The following is a 19,409-nucleotide window of genomic DNA, read 5'->3' as shown; positions in this document are numbered from 1 at the left end:
CATTGGTCGCTTTAATAAAAAAAAAAATCACCAAAAAAATCACAATGATTTTTCTATATCTTCTTGAGATGTATGACGAATATCTTTGCCATTTACGAAGTAGATTATATATTCAGCAATATTTTGACAGCGATCACCGATTCGCTCTAAAGAACGCACTGACCAAACTAAATCCATAATTTTTGGGATTGAACGTGGATCTTCCATCATATAGGTCATTATTTGACGTGTAATGGCTTCGTATTCACGATCGACCTTGGCATCTTCCTTATGTACCTCAAAGGCTTTTTGTACATCCATACGTGCGAAAGCATCTAAAACATCATGCAACATCTTAGATACTTGACGCCCCATGTTTTCAATGTTTACCAATAAATCTTGCTGATCTTTAGTAAATGAATCAAGGGCAACTTTAGCGATTCGTTCAGCTTCATCACCAATACGCTCTAAATCAGCAATGGTTTTAGCAATCGCAACCACTAAACGTAAATCGCTGGCCGCAGGTTGACGACGAGCAATAATACGAGTGCATTCTTCGTCAATATTCACTTCCATGGCATTTACTTTATAATCATTTTCACGCACTTTTCGCGCTAATTCAGCATCACCATTACTCACAGCATCAAGTGCGCTATTAAGTTGCTGCTCAACTAATCCGCCCATACTTAAAACATGATTACGCACGTTCTCTAACTCTTGATTAAAACGGCCAGAGATATGCTTATTAATATTGTGTTCCATTGTCTACCTTCTTATCAGAATCGCTAACATCACCTAAACAGTACGCCCACTATACTAACCATATCGGCCGGTAATGTAGTCTTCTGTTTTCTTTTTGTTCGGCGTAGTAAATAACGTATTTGTATCTGAGTACTCGATTAACTCACCCATGTACATAAATGCGGTTTGATCAGAAACGCGCGCCGCTTGTTGCATGTTGTGCGTTACAATAACAACGGTAAACTGATTTTTTAAATCATTGATTAGCTCTTCAATAACCAATGTAGAAATTGGATCAAGTGCTGATGTTGGCTCATCCAGCAATAATACTTCTGGTTCAATCGCAATTGAACGAGCAATAACTAAACGTTGTTGCTGACCACCTGATAAACCAAATGCACTGTCGTGTAGTCTGTCTTTTACTTCATCCCACAGCGCAGCCCCTCGCAGTGACTGTTCAACTACTTCATCTAACTTACGCTTTTCTTTAATACCTTGTAAGCGTAGGCCATAAACTACGTTTTCGTAGATAGATTTTGGAAATGGATTTGGACGTTGGAATACCATTCCTACATTTCGACGAAGCGCCGCAACATCTACTTTTTTGTCGTAGATGTTTTGCCCATGCAGTAAAATTTCACCTTCAATACGGCAACTATCTACTAAATCATTCATACGATTAATACAGCGTAATAGCGTTGACTTACCACAGCCCGATGGCCCGATGAAAGCCGTTACTTGGCCTTTTGGTATATTCATACTTACTGAACTAAGCGCTTGTTTTTCACCATAGTAAAGATCTAAGTTTTTGATCTGAAGCGCCGTTTGCTCAGTGCTTAAATTTTCTAAGTCCAACTTCAAACTGGTGTTTGACTGGGTTACCTGTGGAGCGACTGTAATCATGTTTATTACCTTAAAATCTTTACTAATTATTGATCAAGCGATCTAAATTTTTCACGTAAGTGGTTACGTATACCGATTGCAGTGATATTCAGTGCGATAATCACTGATACCAATAAGAATGCAGTGGCATAGACTAACGGTCGTGCTGCTTCAACATTCGGGCTTTGGAAGCCAACATCATATATGTGAAAACCTAAATGCATGAACTTTCTATCTAAGTGAAAGTACGGAAAGTTACCATCAAGCGGTAAAGTCGGTGCCATTTTTACAACACCCACTAACATTAGTGGTGCAACTTCACCAGCAGCACGTGCAACAGCCAGTATTAGGCCTGTCATAATTGCCGGACTTGCCATTGGCACTATTATACGCCATAGAGTTTCTGCTTTTGTTGCACCAAGTGCAAGTGAACCATGACGTACCGTACTAGGAATACGAGATAAACCTTCTTCAGTTGATACAATAACAACAGGTAAGGTTAAGATAGCAAGCGTTAGTGCTGACCACATAACCCCTGGCGTACCAAATACAGGGCTTGGTGATGCTTCAGGATAAAATAATTGATCCAGACTCCCCCCAAGCACATAAACAAAGAAACCTAAGCCAAATACCCCATAAACAATCGAAGGAACACCAGCCAAATTAATTACCGCGATACGGATCATCTTTGTCACTGCATTTTTAGCTGCATACTCATGTAAATATATTGCAGCAATAACGCCAAAAGGAGTCACAATTACAGCCATTAGCATGACCATAAACACAGTACCAAATATAGCCGGGAATACACCGCCTTCGGTATTTGCTTCACGCGGGTCATCTGAAACAAACTTACCAAGCTGCACAAAATAATGACCAAGCTTAGCAAAGAATCCCATGTCATTTGGAAACCAAAAATCCAAAACTTGATACAAAGGCAATGTGACTATTTCGCCGCGCATATCTTTTACCGTTACTTGGTCACGCTTGGCCTCTTTACGAAGTGCAAACAATTGTTTTTCAAGCACGCCATATTCTGACCTTAATTGTGCACGCTGTTGCGCAAGCTCTGCAACGCGTTCATCCGTTAATGCATCATCAAGTAAATAAGATTTTTCTTTTAAACGTAAGCGCTCTAACTCAAAGTTAATATGCCCAATATCGCCATTTTGTAAATCAAGCGCTTGATCATTTAAGTCTACCGCGCGTTCAACGAGCTCATCTAGCACCTCTACTTTGTTGTCAGTGATGACTTGCCCGTCTTTAATCACTTGGTCAACATAACCGTAAAAGTTACCGTTTTTGCTTCGTTCAAACACCGCCAATGTTGCAGGCGCGGTATGAGAGTTAATATCTGTTTCTAAAACCCAACGAAAGTCCAAATCAACATATTCACGGTTACCGGTTTTAATTAATAAGCGCTCAAGCTCTTCTTTATCGTAATCAGATAAATCTACACCCATTGCCTCTAGGCGTGATTTTGGTACCATTTCTCGGTCATAAATCTCACCAATAACGGTTTGCTTTACCACTGAACCTTGCAACTCAAGTTGCACTACTTGTGAAGGCCAGAAAAAGCTTAACCCTTTCCAGGCAATCATTGCTAATAACCCTAAGACGGAAATCAAGCTGATACTAACTGCACCACCTGTCATCCATATCCAAGGAGAACCAGACTTAAACCACTGCTTTACCATGTCGTGTCTCTCCGCTTACATCGAGCTGTATTTATCACGCAACTGCTGACGAACAAACTCAGCAATTGTGTTGAAAATAAAAGTGAATATGAACAATACAAAGGCTGCTAAGAAAAGAATTCGATAGTGTGAACTGCCCACTTCAGATTCTGGCATTTCTACTGCAATATTAGCCGCAAGCGTACGCATACCTTGGAAAATGCTCCAATCCATTATTGGTGTATTACCCGTCGCCATAAGTACAATCATTGTCTCACCTACCGCACGCCCTAACCCCATCATTACTGCAGAGAAAATACCTGGGCTTGCTGTTAGCAATACCACGCTGACCAATGTTTGCCATTGTGTTGCACCTAATGCCAAGGAACCATTAGATAAATGTTTTGGCACACTAAATACCGCATCTTCAGCAATCGAGAAAATAGTTGGAATAACCGCAAAACCCATTGCAATACCCACAACAAGCGAGTTACGTTGGTCAAATGTCATACCTAATTCATTGGTTAGATATTGGCGTACATTACCATCAAACATCCACTGCTCAATCACACCACTCATGGCAAATGCCAACCAACCAATACATAACACAACTGGGATAAGTAAAATTGAATGCGACCCTTCTGGTATGCGATGACGTATACTGGTCGGTAATTTCGTCCAACCAAATGCAGTGGCCAAAATCCCCAGTGGTAACATGATCAATAATCCGACTATCGCAGGAAGGTGCTCTTCAATTAATGGCGCAAGCCATAAACCAGCTAAGAAACCTAGGATTACGGTAGGTAATGCTTCCATTATTTCTACCGTTGGCTTTACCACTTTACGCAATGAACCTGACATAAAGTAGGCTGTGTAGATTGCGGCTGATAAAGCAATCGGCACAGCAAATAGCATTGCATACATGGCTGCTTTTAATGTTCCGAATGAAATTGGTACTAACGAGAATTTAGATTCAAAGTCATCACTGGCAGATGTTGATTGCCAAATATAACCTGGCTCAGGGTAACCTTCGTACCACACTTCTTGCCATAATGCAGACCAGGTAACTTCAGGATGCTCATTATGAATTTCAACAACGGTTAGCTTGTTATCTGCCAAAATAAGTGCCGCATTTGAACGTGGCGCTATTGCAAAGTTTTCAATCGGCCCTTCACTTACTTTACCTTGCCATAACTTTGCTTCACTGGTGGTGTAATACACACCTAACTCACCATTTGAACTGGTAGTAAAAAATGTACGACGATAAAATTCAGTAAAAATATCCAGCTTGCTTTGTTTTGATGTTTCAAAGGCACGAATTTTTTGATATTCACGACCTTCATCTGTATTAATTTCAAACCACTGGGATACTTCACCATTATCATTTGCTAGCATCAACGAGTTAGCACCTGCGAGCAACTGAGCTGAAACAAGATTGGCATTTTCTTCATTGGCTGCCAGCATTTGAATCAGTTCGACTTCACTGGGGTCACGCGTATCATAAACATAAATTTGATTAGCTGAACGTACAAATGTACGCGTAGTGTCAGGCGACATAAGCAGTTGATCAACACGACCATCGACATCGAGTTCGGTGCGCTCAACGACCCACTCAACTTCACCGCTGAACATGTTTTCTTCAGCCACAAAACTACTAAATACAACACGCTTATCGGCTGTTTGCGCAACTACTGCCGTTTTTTCTTCGTAATGGCTAAATGCAAACTGCGTTAATGCAGCGCCTTCATCATCGACAACTAAAGGTGTTTCACCAAGAGGATAATCCAAGCGAGGTGTTAGCTTGCGAGTATTATTTGGAAAAGTAACTAAAAACTTTGGTGCCACGATCATCACCGCACCGTTTTTTAGTCCATAAGCATAAAGCCCTTGAAAAGGGGCGCTTTTTGCAAAACTGCTTACTCCACCGTCAAGTGTAACGGGCAAGCTTGCCAACTTTTTACCAAAGGTCGCTTTTTCTACACTATGAAAATCAACATTGCCCTGCTTACTAAGCAAAAAAGCAACTTCGGTTTGCTCTTCAACACCTAAGCCAACAACTTGCTCAGCATTACTTAAAGTAAAGCTGTTACGCATTTCTACTTTTGCAGATTCAAAAATAGGCTGTACTACATAAAGTAGATAGAAAAAGATCAATAGCAACGCTATTAACACCATTATTCCACCGGCTGTAATACTAAATTGGGCAAACCGATCTTTAAATAGACGGCTTCTATCCGTATTAAAAGACGGTTTATTCGGATTGGAAGTCATCAAAACACCTTTAAATCTTAACGTTGCGAATAGTGTATTTCACCAAGATGACAGTAATGTTACAAACGTCATAATAGCGTTATTTTGTTTTAAGGAAGCTATCTGTATGAAAAAAATTCAACTTAATAAATTATCATTAAGAAACAGCAATTTACCCAATAAAGGTAATAACGCTAGTACTATATTACTGTTTTTTAATTAATGAAAGCGCAAAAAAATTGGACAAACTCTAGGTCCGAGTCAATACTCAATTCGGTTCATTTTTAAATATAATAATCATTCAACTATTCTCATGCCTGAGCATTTATCACTTAATTACGGCATTTTAAGGGATTTACTTTATGAAGCAATTAGTTATAACTATTTTAGGGCAAGATCGTCCCGGACTTGTCGAAGACATATCATCCACTGTTTTAAACCACCACGGTAACTGGTTAAGCAGTAATTTAAGTCATTTAGCAGGGCATTTTGCCGGCATTTTAGAAGTGACAGTACCTGAAGAACATTTACAAGAACTACAAGATTCATTACATGCACTTCCTAAATTAGAAGTACGCATTGAAACGGGGAATGATGACACAACAGATAACAGTACCGCCAAGCTTAATTTCGTTATCACTGGTAATGATCGCCCTGGTATTGTGCAAGAGCTTGCTAGTGTTATTCGCCACAAGGGCGCAAACATCACTCACTTAAACTCTAAACAACAAAGCGCCCCAAACTGGGGAGTGCCTATTTTTAGTGCCGTCGCAACAGTCTCTTTACCTGCTGGTATGAACAAAGATGAAGTTGTAGCTGCGCTTGAAGCGATAACCGCCGATTTAATTGTTGATATTGAAGATGTATAAATAATTTTTAAAAATCAGTAATTAACACAGACAAACATGTCACAAAAATGACATGTTTGTCATTATACTGTCATCTTTATGTTCTATATTTTATTCTGCTGCTATCAAAGGAATAGAACATGAACGCCTGCACTGAGTTGCCTCAAACAATTAGTTATTTTGCTCCAGAATTAAGTTGGTTGTCATTTAATGAACGCGTATTGCAAGAAGCCAAAGACAAAAGCAATCCAATTATTGAACGGATGCGTTTTTTAGGTATTTTTTCGAATAACCTTGATGAGTTTTTCAGGGTAAGAGTTGCAGATGTAAAGCGTCGTATTTTACTAAATAAACTACCTGATACAAATTTTGATGAAGATGAGATCCTACTCACCCAAATACAACAAAAAGTACTGCAGTTAGGTCAAAAATTTAATCTTATTCACCAGCAAATTCTTCATGATTTAAACAGCCATAACATTCATGTTCAGCGTCCTGAAAAACTTAGTGATTTTCACATTGATTGGCTTAAAAATTTTTTTAATGACAATGTTTTGCAGCACATATCGCCCATTATGCTGGATGAAAACAAAGATTACTCTGATCATATAAACGATACTATGACTTACTTATTTGTAGAGATGCTTAACGACAAACGCCACTACGCGATGCTCGAAGTTCCTACTGATAGAGTGCCACGTTTCGTTATTTTACCTTCTGAAAAAACCCGTCGTCACAAGACTATCGTGATGCTAGATGACATTATTTTGTTTTTTTTAAGTGATGTATTTAGCAGTTTCTTTAGCTTTACTCAAATCCATGGTCACTCAATAAAGCTCACACGAGACGCAGAATACAACTTAGATGATGAGCTTGAAGAAGGCATTTTAGATAAAATGTCTAAAGGTTTAAAACAGCGTATTTACGCTGAACCTGTGCGCTTAGTTTACGATCAAGCGATGCCTGAACCTATGCTAAAAGTAATGAAAAAACGCTTAGGGGTCACCCACCATGATGCACTTATCCCAGGCGGACGTTATCGTAACTTTAGGGATTTTATCGGCTTTCCTAATATTGGTCGTCAATACTTAGAGAACAAATCACTCCCCGCGCTGCAATGCACAGCTTTTAATAATCATGCCAGTGTATTTGATGCAATTAGCCAACAAGATATTTTACTTTATTATCCATATCATACTTTTAACCATTTACTTGAATATGTTCGCCAAGCTGCTTTTGATCCAAAAGTAACGCAAATTAAGGTAAATATTTATCGTGTTGCGAGTAAATCTCGGCTTATTTCATCACTGATCAATGCCGCTAAAAATGGTAAAAAAGTCACTGTAATGGTGGAGCTAAAAGCCCGCTTTGATGAGCAAAACAACATCGAGTGGGCAAAAATACTCAGTAGTGCAGGCATTAAAGTTATATTTGGGATCCCTGCACTCAAAGTTCACAGTAAGCTGTGTATCATTCATCGTCGTGAGAAAGGCCAAATAGTAAAGTATGCACATATAGGCACTGGTAATTTTCACGAAAAAACAGCAAAAATATATACCGACTTTAGCCTATTCACTAAACATACAGGCATCTGTGATGAAAGTGATAGCGTATTTAAATTTATAGAAAGCAGCTACAAGCCGTTCACCTTTGAACACTTAATGATTTCACCCGTTAACGCCCGTGACGTACTTTTAAATTTAATTCAGCAAGAGATCACGCATGTTGAAAATGGCCACAGTGGTAAAATCACAGTAAAAATAAACAACCTAGTGGATAAAGCGCTGGTTGATAGCCTTTATTTAGCAGCCAGAAAAGGCGTTAAAATCCGTATTATTGTCCGCGGTATGTGCTCATTAGTCCCTGGGCTCAATAATTTTAGCGATAACATCCGTATTATTAGTATTGTTGATCGCTTTTTAGAGCATCCACGCGTTATGATTTTTGGTAACAATGGTGATGAAAAGGTCTATATTTCATCTGCTGATTGGATGACCCGTAACCTTGACCATCGTGTTGAAGTGGGCGTTCCTATTTACGATGAGCAACTAAAACGACTTATTGTAGATATTATTGAGCTACAATTTAAAGATCGCACCAAAGCGCGCATTATCGATAGTGAGCAAAAAAATAATTATGTGAGGCGTGGCAATCGTAAAAAAATACGCTCACAAATTGCTATTTATGATCACTTAAAAAAATGGGAAGGCAATTACAATAATGAATAATTATCCCTCAATTGCTGCGGTTGACTTAGGATCAAACAGCTTTCATTTAGTCGTAGCAAGAGAAGTGGATGGCAATCTACAAATTTTGCATAAAGAAAAACAACGCGTATATTTAGCTGATGGCTTAGACGACAAAAATCAATTAAGCCAAACTGCGATTGATAGAGCACTGGCGATACTGAAGCAGTTTGCAACAACGCTACAAGACTTCCCTGCCAGCAATGTAAAAATTGCTGCAACCTACACATTAAGACGCGCTAAAAACATTAACTCGTTTTTAACTCAAGCAAGTACTGTTTTTCCCTATCATATTGATGTGATATCAGGGCAAGAAGAAGCACGTTTAATCTATCAAGGCGTTGCCCATTACATTCATCACGATGAAAACCGCTTAGTGATTGATATTGGTGGCGGTAGTACAGAGCTCATTATTGGCAAACACTTTAAACATAAGCTGCTAACAAGTCGTAATATGGGCTGCGTAAGTTATACAAAACAATTTTTTGCCGATGGTATTATTAACGATAAACGCTTTAGCAAAGCACAAATAAAAGCAGAGCAAGAACTTGAAGTTATTTTTGCCACTTATATTAGCGCTGGCTGGCAATCAGTAGTTGGCACGTCAGGCACAATAAAGTCAATTTTAGCGATGATCAGCACAAATGATCCCGAGCAAAAACATATCACTTTAGAGCGGTTGCTCGAACTTAAAACCCAGTTCATTGCGGCAAAGACTGTTGATAACCTACTGATTGAAGGTTTAAGCCCAGAGCGCCAAGTGAGTATCTGTGGTGGTTTAGCCATTTTAATCGCAATCTTTGAGCTGTTTAATATTACTGAGATGAACTACAGTGACTTTTCGCTACGCGAAGGCCTACTTCATGAGATGCAACAAAAGCTGGCACTCAAAGATATACGCACCAATACCATTACTAATTTAAGCGAAAGAAATACAATAGATAAAGTACACGCACAACGTGTAGCTAATACCGCTGATTGGTTATTCTTGCAAGTGCAAAAAGAGTGGCAATTAGATTCATTAGATAATCATCAATTGCTCCTGTGGGCAGCGCAATTACACGAAGTGGGTTTAGGTATTAACTCATCAGGTTTACATAAACACAGCGCATATGTAGTTGAAAACAGCCAACTACCGGGGTTTACTCAACAGCAACAAACGCTGCTAAGCTGCATGATACGCTTTTACCGTAAAAAAATTCGCTTAGAAGAATTTCCTACTTTACTTTCGGTGCCGCACTTTCAAATATTACAATTAATTGTATTACTGAGATTGGCCATTTTATTGAACCAAAAGCGCCTTAATGATCAATATCAAGACCTAGCGGTTTCAGTAAAAGGCAACAGCATGCTTTTGCAGTTTCCACTAGGTTGGCTCAATGAACAAACCCTGCTGCATGCCGATTTACAACAAGAGCAAAGGTACTTGAAAAAGGTGGGTTTTTTAATCGACTTTGTATGATTTACAGACATAGCTAAATTTGGATAGCCTTAGCTATCTAAATTTAAACGACAATTCGTCACATGGTTACATATCCATATGGCGATTAGAACTTTGTATCATCTGCTTTAAACTTTGCTGCTCAAGCTCTAGCAATTGTGCTAGCTTCTCTTTGCCAGCTGGTGTTTCTGCACGACTAAGTAAATACTCATAAAGGTTAATTACCTTTTGGTGTTGATCTGATATATAACCTTGCATGGCTTGCTCATCAACACGCGTATCACGGTTTAAATCTGTAAAATTAATCAGTTCAGAGTTTTCAGCAAAGTACTCGTAACAATAAGTATCTAAGGTATTGATCTCCGTGATGGCTTTAAAACCAACTAAATCCTCAGCCAACTTTTTTTCGTACTTAACAAAGTAGTCTGCCAGCATTTGGTTATGCTCTGCTAAATCGTCTCTGAGACTAAAAAAATTTGCCGCCATTTGGGTATGAAATAGTACAGTCCAGTCGTACACTTCTTGTATTGTTTTAACTTGCATGTGCGTTCCTTAATTAACCCTAGTAACCATACTCCTGCGTAAAACGTGCCAATAAAAAGTTAAATTAAAACATGGAGATACTGAAAGTAAATCACCCAAACTCGTATAAGTTACAAGTCATAGGGTAATTTTTATAGGGTGGCGATAAAAAGCGGTGGCTCCTATTTTATTTAAACTATGGCTAAGTGAAATACCGAGTCAATAACAGGCATTATTCAGATAAATCAATATATGTTCATTACAGCCTTTTCATATCCTAGCCGTAGATAAAATACACGCAGCTAAATATGAAAAGGCAATAACAAAGAGCTGAGCTATTCTTGCTATTTATACTGATGTTGAAGTGAGGCTGGTTTACCCCTCTTCAAACTCTTTATAAATAAGCCACTTTGGAAGGTAGGGGGTGTCGGGTACTTGCCAGCCATGCTTATCATAGGCAAGGCTTGCCACCGCGCTTATCAGCAAGGCAACATCGCCTACCCATGTAACAGCTCCCTCCGGTGGGTCATTGTAAAATTTATAATGTAATTCAATAGCTTTATGGATTGCACGTTGATAGTGAGCAACATCGTTTGATAACAGCGCTACCCACACATCCAAATAAGGTAAGAATAGCTGGTTCACGTAAGGCGCTCTAAATTCATCAACATGCTCAGGGCCTGACTTTTCCATTACCTCGCGTAATAACACTGTTTGGTCTGCGTCTTGTACAAATATATTTCGCACAAACTTGAGGAGTGCGAAGTCAAAGGCATCAGGGTACTCAAGCCAATCTTCTTCGCACCGGCAGATTAACTCAACCGCATCAGCCTCTCTTAAGCAAAGCGCTAAACTCAATTGCAATAACCAATCATCAACCATAATAGAGCGATGCTCAGCACGACCCTCTAAGCGAAACACGTGCTCTTTTAAGGTAAAAATATGGCGCTGCCCAGGGTTTGACACTAAATTATAGTGCGCATGCAATAAATCTAGGCCAAAGCGCATAATAGGCACGCCCTCAAGCCCTTTTTCTGCATTTTGTGCAGTAAAGCTAACCCGGATACAATCCATCGCATCTCTACTTAACCGTGCTTGAGGTGCCTTGTAAAATGATGGTTCCTTCTCCAAGTAACGAAACCATTTGTCCTCATAGCGTTCTAAATGAATTTGAAAAGCATTTTGCAAATTCACTAATTTATAATGGTCATTGTGGTACTTTAAATGGCTCATAACTTGATACTTCCAATAATAATAGGGGTCAGATCACTTGCTTCATAATACTCTGTCATGGTTGTTCAGGTACTGGCATATGAGCAGTGTTGTGAAGCAACGAACCTGACCCCTGTGTACATAAAAATAATAAATTAAAGTATTAGAATAAAGGAGTCAGGTAGTTAGCCCACTCCTTTTTATTATCTGCTTTACAGATCCCGCTTTCGCCATAACAAATACACTGCGGGTAGCACTAACAAGGTTAGTACAATGGCGCTGAACATACCGCCGACCATAGGGGCGGCGATGCGGCTCATTACTTCACTGCCGGTGCCTGTACCATAAAGCACGGGCAGTAAACCAATTATAATAGTCGCGACTGTCATCATCACTGGGCGTACTCGCAGGCCTGCACCTTCGACTATGGCTTGTTTAAGCTCCGCAAAACTAAGCGTTGTACCTGCTAGCTTGGCTTGAGCACACTTTTCTTGGTAGGCTTGATTTAAGTACACCAGCATAATCACGCCAATTTCCACCGCGACACCGGCAAGGGCAATAAAACCAACCCCCACGGCGACCGAGAAGTTAAACCCCTCTAAGTACATGAGCCAGATCCCGCCTATCATCGCCAGCGGTAACGTGGCCATTATAATTGCCACTTCAACAAAGCTTCTAAAATTGAGATACAACAACACAATTATAATCGCCAAGGTTAGTGGTAATACATAGGCGAGCTTTTCTTTCGCACGTTCCATGTATTCATATTGCCCTGCCCAGGTTATTGAATAACCTGCTGGTAGCACTAGCTTTTCGTCAAGCACTTTGCGCGCATTGTCTACATAACTGCCAATATCAATGCCATCAATATCAATAAAGCTCCAGCCGTTTAAGCGGGCATTTTCGCTTTTTATGCCCGGCGGACCATCTTCAATAAATACGTCAGCCACATCGGCAAGAGCAATGCGTTGCCCTGCAGGGGTGACTATTGGCAATAGCATCAGTTCTTCGGGCGAATCCCGGTAGTCTTGCGGATAACGTAAGTTTACCGGGTAACGCTCTTGCCCTTCGACCGTTTCGGTTACATTCATACCACCAATTGCGGTCGCGACCACTTGCTGCACATCGGCAATGTTTAAGCTATAACGAGCGGCTTTTTCACGGTTGATATCAACCTTGATATAACGCCCACCAGCAACACGCTCAGAGTAAACGGAAGCAGTGCCGGGTACATCTTTAAGCAAGACCTCAATCTGTTGGCCAATTTTTTGAATTTCACTCAAATTAGGCCCCGCCACTTTAATACCTACAGGGGTTTTTATGCCTGTTGCTAGCATATCAATACGGGTTTTTATCGGCATCACCCATGCATTAGTCAGGCCTGGAAACTTCACTAAGCCGTCGAGTTCTTTTTTCAACTTGTCTAAGGTCATGCCTTCGCGCCACTGATCTTTTGGCTTGAGCTGAATAAAAGTTTCAATCATAGTCAGTGGCGCAGGATCGGTTGCTGTTTCTGCCCGGCCGACTTTACCAAACACGGTTAACACCTCGGGCACTGTGGCTATGAGCTTATCTGTTTGCTGTAAAATCTCTCGCGCTTTACCAATCGACAAACCAGGGTAAGTAGTTGGCATATACATTAGATCGCCTTCATCCAGTGGCGGAATAAACTCACTGCCAATTTTGTTCACTGGATAAAAGCCAACAATAGCGACCACTACAGCCAACACCAAGGTCATTTTAGGAAAACGTAAAACGAGATTCAGTAATGGCTTATATCCGTTAACTAATAAGCGATTAACAGGGTTTTTCTGCTCTGAAATCACTTTGCCACGTATAAAATAGCCCATTAATACTGGCACTAAGGTAATTGCTAAACCTGCTGATGCCGCCATGGCATACGTTTTAGTGTACGCAAGCGGGGCAAACATGCGCCCTTCTTGCGCCTCTAAAATAAATACTGGCATAAAGCTCACAGTAATAATCATTAAACTAAAAAATAGCGCTGGGCCGACTTCGCTGGCGGCATCGGTGACAACTTGCCAGCGATTTTCATCAGTCAGTGGTGTTTTTTCCATGTGTTTATGCATGTTTTCGATCATGACAATCGCACCATCGGTCATCGCGCCAATGGCAATGGCAATACCGCCGAGCGACATAATATTAGCGTTAATGCCTTGCCAATACATGATGATAAATGCCGTTAAAATTCCCAGCGGTAAAGTAATAATAGCCACCAAGGATGAGCGCACATGAAACAAAAACACGATGCAGATCAGTGCGACCACCACTAACTCTTCAAGTAGTTTGCTGGTTAGGTTATCCACTGCGCTTTTAATTAAATTAGAGCGGTCATACACAGGCACTATTTCAACGCCTTCAGGTAGACCTTTTTTGAGTGATTCGAGCTTTTCTTTAACCAGCTCTATGGTTTTTTGTGCGTTTTCGCCATAGCGCATCACCACGACACCACCTGCAACTTCACCTTCTCCGTTTAGTTCAGCAATGCCGCGGCGCATTTGTGGGCCAAGGCGAATATCGGCTACATCGCGTAATTGCAGCGGTGTGCCGTTGGCGTTCACCCCCAGCGGAATGGCCTCTAAATCAGCCACACTTTTTATATAACCGGTGCTGGTTACCATGTATTCGGCTTCGGCCATTTCCACTACCGAAGCGCCCATTTCTTGGTTACCTTGCTTAATGGCCGTTTGAATTAAGCTCAGTGGAATACCGTAAGCACGCAGTTTATCTGGCTCTACATTGACTTGATATTGTTTCACCATGCCGCCAACGGAGGCGACTTCTGACACTCCTGGCACAGTTTGTAATTCAAACTTTAAAAACCAATCTTGTAAGCTACGTAATTGGCTAATATCGTGCTGATTGGTTTTATCCACCAGCGCATATAAATAGATCCAACCTACACCGGTGGCATCTGGGCCAAGCTCCGCGGTTGCAGTGTCGGGCAAACGGCTAGCGACTTGGCTTAAATACTCTTGCACTCGACTACGCGCCCAATAAAGATCCGTTTTTTCATCAAAGATGACATACACGTAGGAGTCACCAAAAAATGAAAAACCACGGACCGTTTGTGCCCCGGGCACTGAGAGCATCGCGGTGGTAAGCGGAAAAGTAACTTGATCTTGCACCACTTGCGGCGCTTGCCCAGGATATGAGGTTTTAACTATCACCTGCACATCAGATAAGTCCGGCAAGGCATCTATAGGGGTATTTTTAACGGCAAATAAACCGCCACCAATTAGTATTGCAGTTAGTAACAATACAAAAAAGCGATTAGTCACAGACCAACGAATAACGGCTGCTATCATAAGGCCTCCTAATGTCCGTTATGCGATGACAGGGTGCTATCGCTATTTGGTTGCATGATTGCTGCAGTCTTGATACGACTGATCACAAACTCACCGTCTTGCAAACTAAAGGTAAACTCCACTTGTTGCTGTGCAGATAAGTCAGTGAGATCTACATCTGCTGCAAACATAAAATCTAATGTGGCAGCTTCGCGGTTCCATTTTACAATCTCACCACGGCTAATATTGGCGGTACGCGTTGTTTTATCAATATGGTTGATGGTGCCTGTTACGGTTGCCGTATTCGCAGGCTCCACCATCACATGTGTTGAGTCCATAATATGAATACCGCTCAGTAAGTAGCTATCATCAACTTGCTTAGTTAGCTCAAAATACAGTGTTTGCCCGACTTGTAACGCACTGAAATCAACATCTTCTGTAACTATAAAATCCATAGTCATGCTTGGCCAATCGAGTTCGTCCATTGGTTCATGGCTAATATTCACCATACGGTGATCCGCCATAACGCTGTTAATAACGCCTTTACCCCACACGTGAGTGATAGTGTCTAGCGCTTGCATACGTTTAAAGTCGGAGCTTTTGCTTGATTCAGAATCCAATAAAAATTGGGCTGAAGTCACCACGTGATCATCGGCTTTGAGACCCGATAAAATCACTGCGTCATTGTTATCACTACGACCAAGCTCTACCGCCACAGATTTAAATCGCCCTTCACCTAATGCCAGCACAACACGGTCTTGGTTGCCGGTACGGATCACCGCTTCTTTTGGCACAATAAGCTGCTTGTCACTTGCTTTAGCGTGAATACTCACCTGCGCAAACATATTTGGTTTTAACTGGTGATTTTGGTTATTAAAGCGTAAACGCACCCGCAGCGTGCGATTTTTAGCATCCAGTGTTGGGTAGATATAATCAACGTTACCGCGCCAGCTTTGTCCTGCAATGTAATCTAAGGTCATGGTAACGGGTAAACCTATTTCTATTAGCTGTGCTTGGCGCTCAAATACTTCGGCTTCAACCCATACTTCATCCAACTGAGCTATGCTCATCATTGAAGTACCCGGCTTAACATAAAAACCTTCGCGTACATTGAGCTCATCAACCACCCCACTTTGACGTGCGTAAAAGGTAATGTTTTGCATCACTTTTTTATTAGCTTGTAAGCGCTCAACAAAGCCGTCCGACACATTCAATGCTTTTAAGCGCGCTTTGGCCGCGCGAATAAGCACCGTATTTTTACGATTAACGGCCAGTACAAATTCTTCTTGAGCATTAACCAATTGCGGTGAATACAAGGTATACAGTGGTTCGCCTTGCTTTACTTGAGCACCGGCCGCTTTAACGTAAAGCGTTTCTAACCAACCTTCAACCCGCGGGTGAATATGCACCTGTTGGTCTTGGTTATACTGCACATAGCCCACCGTGTTTACTTCACTTTGCAGTGCCTTAAACTGTACTTTCTCGGTTCTAACCCCCAAGTTATTAACCACCGCAGGAGATATCGTCACTGCGCCAGGACCATCTTGGTTATTACTGCTGCCCTCATCATAAACAGGCACTAAATCCATCCCCATCGGTGAGAGTCCAGGTTCATCACGGCGATAGTTGCTATCCATAGGGGCCACCCAATATAGTGGCTTTTTCTCTGTACTGTTAGCAACATGCTCATTACTGCTCCCCAGCAAAGACAATGCACCAACGGAGACTCCCGCACCTAATAGTGCTGCGATAAGAAGCTTTATATTAGTATTCACTTTGATCTCCTGCGAACTGCTCAGCCATCACCACAGCATCTTGGCTACTGGCGTAATAATTCAGGCGAGCAATAATAATTTGTTGATCGATTTGGATATTTAACGCATCTATTTTGGCATTGAGCTCACTAATACGCGCGCGCATTACTTCTGAAAAGTCACCATCATCGCGGGTGTAGGCGTTTAATGTGGCTTGCGCTTGCTCTGCCATTTGTGGCAGCAGTTTAGTTTGATAAAGCCCACCGCGCTTAGCTAACCGCGCTAACTGGCTAAACTCTTTAAAGTACATGCCTTTAAGCTTTTGTAGTGCGATCAGCTTTTGTGTTTTTACGGCTTCCGCTATGGCGATAGCCGCATTTACTTGTTGATCTTGACGGTTATCAGTAAATAGCGGTAAATCAACACTCAATCCTACCGAAAACAGATCCGCCCGCGAGTCTCCCATTGGCGTACCATCGCGATATCCATAGCCCATGTTTACCCCAAACTGTGGTTTATAACCTTGTTTGGCAATATCAATTTCAGTTTTTTTAGCGGCTACCGTTTGGTCAATTGCGACAATTGCAGGATGCGCCATCAGCAGCTGCATTAACTGTGTAAACTCAAGTTGTGAAAAATCGACTAGTGGTATTATGTCACTGCGCTTAGCACTCACAGGCTGAGTTAACATATTGATTGGCAACCATTGTGATAAACGCTTTTTAGCACTTTCAAACTGCTGTTCAAGCATCATTAATTTATCTTCAAGACGGGTTAACTCTAACTGTGCGCGGATAATATCTTGTTGGCGAGTGTTACCTATCGAGCTGGCATAACTTGATTCTGTAATATCAATCAGCTGCGAGAATAATGCTTTATCTTGCTCAATTAAAGCAATGCTTTGCTGCGCACGATACGCATTGAGCCAAGATTCGATCACGATGGTTTTAACCTGTGCGAGTCGGTCAGATCGTAACCATGGATATTGCTGCGCCGACTGCGCTAATGCCTGTTTTTTAAGTGCAACGCTATCGCCGCGACTAAACATCTGACTTACACCAACCTTTAACTGGGTCATCCCTTCTTGGTCAAACGCAAAGCCATCGGTAGGTAAATTCATTAGCCCGATAGTTAATACTGGATCTGGCAAGGTGCCCGCGACTAAACTTTGCGCTTGTACTGCGGCTTGTTGATATTTACTGGCTGTTAGCCATGGCTCATTATCTAACGCGTAATTAAGCGCTTTTTCGAGGCTAAGCTCATTGCTATGCGCTGAGATTGTAACTGTTAGCAAAAACGCTAAAAAACTGACTTTAAATATTCTGAAGTGATTCATCACTTACTCCACTAAAATTAAAAAATGATTAAATTTAGAGGCAAAAAAGGTGATTTATGTAAATTTTAGACGCACCTATCCTGCTATTAAGCAGACATAGGAGGACGGTATAACGAACTGGCTATACGATGTTGATTTTGCGGTGTGTAAAGCTGTACTTTTTCGGGGGGAGTTAGCGTAACGCTAAATAGCGCGTTCATACTTAACATTGAATGAGTACTACACGCACTCATCGGGCAGCCACATTCTTGATTAGCCGTTGCGTCATCGTCACAGCAATCCATGTTCATCATACCTGCTGGCATGTCATGGTGCATATCGCTGGTATCGGTGACTTGTGAATGGGTTTGGTTCATATGTGGCATTTCGCAACTCATAGTTACTGACGCAACCGCTTGACCCACTAAAGTGAGTAACAAAACGACGGTCAATATACTAAGGTAAATACGTTGCAAAAAAGTGCCTTTAATAAATGTAAGCTGTAAGCTGTAAGCTGTAAGCTGTAAGCTGTAAGCTGTAAGCTGTAAGCTGTAAGCTGTAAGCTGTAAGCTGTAAGCTGTAAGCTGTAAGTTTATGGTAACTTGTTCGCTAACACAAACGTTTAACTGTTTCTTGGTGCAATTTTTATTAAGTTACTTGCAGCGATGGCAAATAAACAATAACCGGTAAAATACCAAAAACCTGCGCCAAATTCTGCGTGCATGTTGATAAGCTCGCCCATTTGCCCATCTGCATTCCCTGCAAGATACGCCACGATTAAAGCAATAACAAATACGTCAACCATGCTCCATTTACTTAAACCTTGTATTACTTGACCGAGTTTATGCTTGAATTTATTCATCGGTATTAAACAATACACTAATTGCATTAACAGTTTTAAAGTAGGCACTACAATTGAAAATAACGCCACTAGCCCTGCAACTAAATAATTTTTGTTATTCGCAAGTTCGTTAACTGTTCCCCAGATGCTCCGCGTTTTTTTGTAAGCGCTAACTTCACCTTCGAGCTTATCAAGACCAAACATGCTTGATGCCATTGTGAGCATCCTTCTGGTATTTCTGTCGCCTTCATCAGCAAGCATTTCAATACCTGTTTTAGCTAGTTTTGACTTATCAATTTTACCTTCTAGCGTCAGCACTGGCTGAGTGACACCCGGTACAAGCAATGCTAACGCAATTAAAATAGTGGCAATTGGCAATAATAAACGCATAGCT

The 19,409-nt window shown here is 41.1% G+C and carries 14 protein-coding genes; 3 read left to right on the top strand and 11 right to left on the bottom strand.

What is annotated here, in order from left to right; translation table 11 throughout:
- Positions 1-39 precede the first annotated feature (39 nt).
- From phoU to HH219_RS14780, 4 genes are read right to left on the bottom strand one after another with little or no spacing between them, the layout of a single operon-like run.
- Positions 40-741: a phosphate signaling complex protein PhoU gene (phoU, locus tag HH219_RS14795; RefSeq protein WP_054204482.1), complete on the bottom strand. Its 702-nt coding sequence runs from the start codon at positions 739-741 to the stop codon at positions 40-42.
- A gap of 54 nt (positions 742-795) precedes the next feature.
- On the bottom strand, positions 796-1,623 hold the full coding sequence (gene pstB, locus HH219_RS14790; RefSeq protein ID WP_054204483.1) for a phosphate ABC transporter ATP-binding protein PstB: 828 nt from the start codon (positions 1,621-1,623) through the stop codon (positions 796-798).
- A 26-nt stretch (positions 1,624-1,649) separates the two neighbouring features.
- Positions 1,650-3,299: a phosphate ABC transporter permease PstA gene (gene pstA / locus HH219_RS14785; RefSeq protein ID WP_054452824.1), complete on the bottom strand. Its 1,650-nt coding sequence runs from the start codon at positions 3,297-3,299 to the stop codon at positions 1,650-1,652.
- A gap of 15 nt (positions 3,300-3,314) precedes the next feature.
- On the bottom strand, positions 3,315-5,549 hold the full coding sequence (locus tag HH219_RS14780; protein ID WP_169327902.1) for an ABC transporter permease subunit: 2,235 nt from the start codon (positions 5,547-5,549) through the stop codon (positions 3,315-3,317).
- Positions 5,550-5,890: 341 nt separating this feature from the next.
- Between HH219_RS14780 and HH219_RS14775 the strand changes: the two genes are divergently transcribed.
- The 3 genes from HH219_RS14775 to HH219_RS14765 all read left to right on the top strand — a co-directional run bounded on the left by HH219_RS14775 (position 5,891) and on the right by HH219_RS14765 (position 10,084).
- Entirely contained in the window at positions 5,891-6,397 is a 507-nt protein-coding gene (locus HH219_RS14775) for an ACT domain-containing protein (protein ID WP_169327901.1), read from the top strand.
- A 119-nt stretch (positions 6,398-6,516) separates the two neighbouring features.
- On the top strand, positions 6,517-8,604 hold the full coding sequence (gene ppk1 / locus HH219_RS14770) for a polyphosphate kinase 1 (RefSeq protein ID WP_054204487.1): 2,088 nt from the start codon (positions 6,517-6,519) through the stop codon (positions 8,602-8,604).
- Entirely contained in the window at positions 8,597-10,084 is a 1,488-nt protein-coding gene (locus HH219_RS14765) for an exopolyphosphatase (RefSeq protein ID WP_169327900.1), read from the top strand. Before ppk1 ends, HH219_RS14765 begins: the two co-directional genes overlap by 8 nt.
- 66 nt (positions 10,085-10,150) lie before the next feature.
- Here HH219_RS14765 and HH219_RS14760 read toward each other — a convergent pair whose 3' ends face one another.
- The 7 genes from HH219_RS14760 to HH219_RS14730 form a co-directional block, all read right to left on the bottom strand.
- Entirely contained in the window at positions 10,151-10,606 is a 456-nt protein-coding gene (locus HH219_RS14760; protein ID WP_169327899.1) for a hypothetical protein, read from the bottom strand.
- 354 nt (positions 10,607-10,960) lie between these two features.
- Positions 10,961-11,818: an immunity 49 family protein gene (locus HH219_RS14755; protein WP_169327898.1), complete on the bottom strand. Its 858-nt coding sequence runs from the start codon at positions 11,816-11,818 to the stop codon at positions 10,961-10,963.
- 191 nt (positions 11,819-12,009) lie between these two features.
- The gene (locus HH219_RS14750) at positions 12,010-15,126 is read right to left on the bottom strand and encodes an efflux RND transporter permease subunit (protein WP_169327897.1); all 3,117 of its coding nucleotides are present in this window, start codon (positions 15,124-15,126) and stop codon (positions 12,010-12,012) included.
- A gap of 8 nt (positions 15,127-15,134) precedes the next feature.
- Positions 15,135-16,880: an efflux RND transporter periplasmic adaptor subunit gene (locus HH219_RS14745; protein WP_169327896.1), complete on the bottom strand. Its 1,746-nt coding sequence runs from the start codon at positions 16,878-16,880 to the stop codon at positions 15,135-15,137.
- Positions 16,870-18,195, bottom strand: a complete 1,326-nt coding sequence (locus HH219_RS14740; RefSeq protein WP_169327895.1) for a TolC family protein — start codon at positions 18,193-18,195, stop codon at positions 16,870-16,872. The genes HH219_RS14745 and HH219_RS14740 overlap by 11 nt, the downstream gene beginning before the upstream one ends.
- Before the next feature lie 86 nt (positions 18,196-18,281).
- On the bottom strand, positions 18,282-18,650 hold the full coding sequence (locus HH219_RS14735; protein ID WP_169327894.1) for a hypothetical protein: 369 nt from the start codon (positions 18,648-18,650) through the stop codon (positions 18,282-18,284).
- A 146-nt stretch (positions 18,651-18,796) separates the two neighbouring features.
- A complete protein-coding gene (locus HH219_RS14730; protein WP_054452842.1) occupies positions 18,797-19,405 on the bottom strand; it encodes a paraquat-inducible protein A in 609 nt (202 codons plus the stop codon).
- Positions 19,406-19,409: the final 4 nt, after the last annotated feature.

This window comes from Pseudoalteromonas sp. NEC-BIFX-2020_015 (genome assembly GCF_012952265.1).
Taxonomy (GTDB): domain Bacteria; phylum Pseudomonadota; class Gammaproteobacteria; order Enterobacterales; family Alteromonadaceae; genus Pseudoalteromonas; species Pseudoalteromonas neustonica.
The sequence above is the reverse complement of the archived record's forward strand: the minus strand, read 5'-3'. Positions and strand labels throughout refer to the sequence as shown.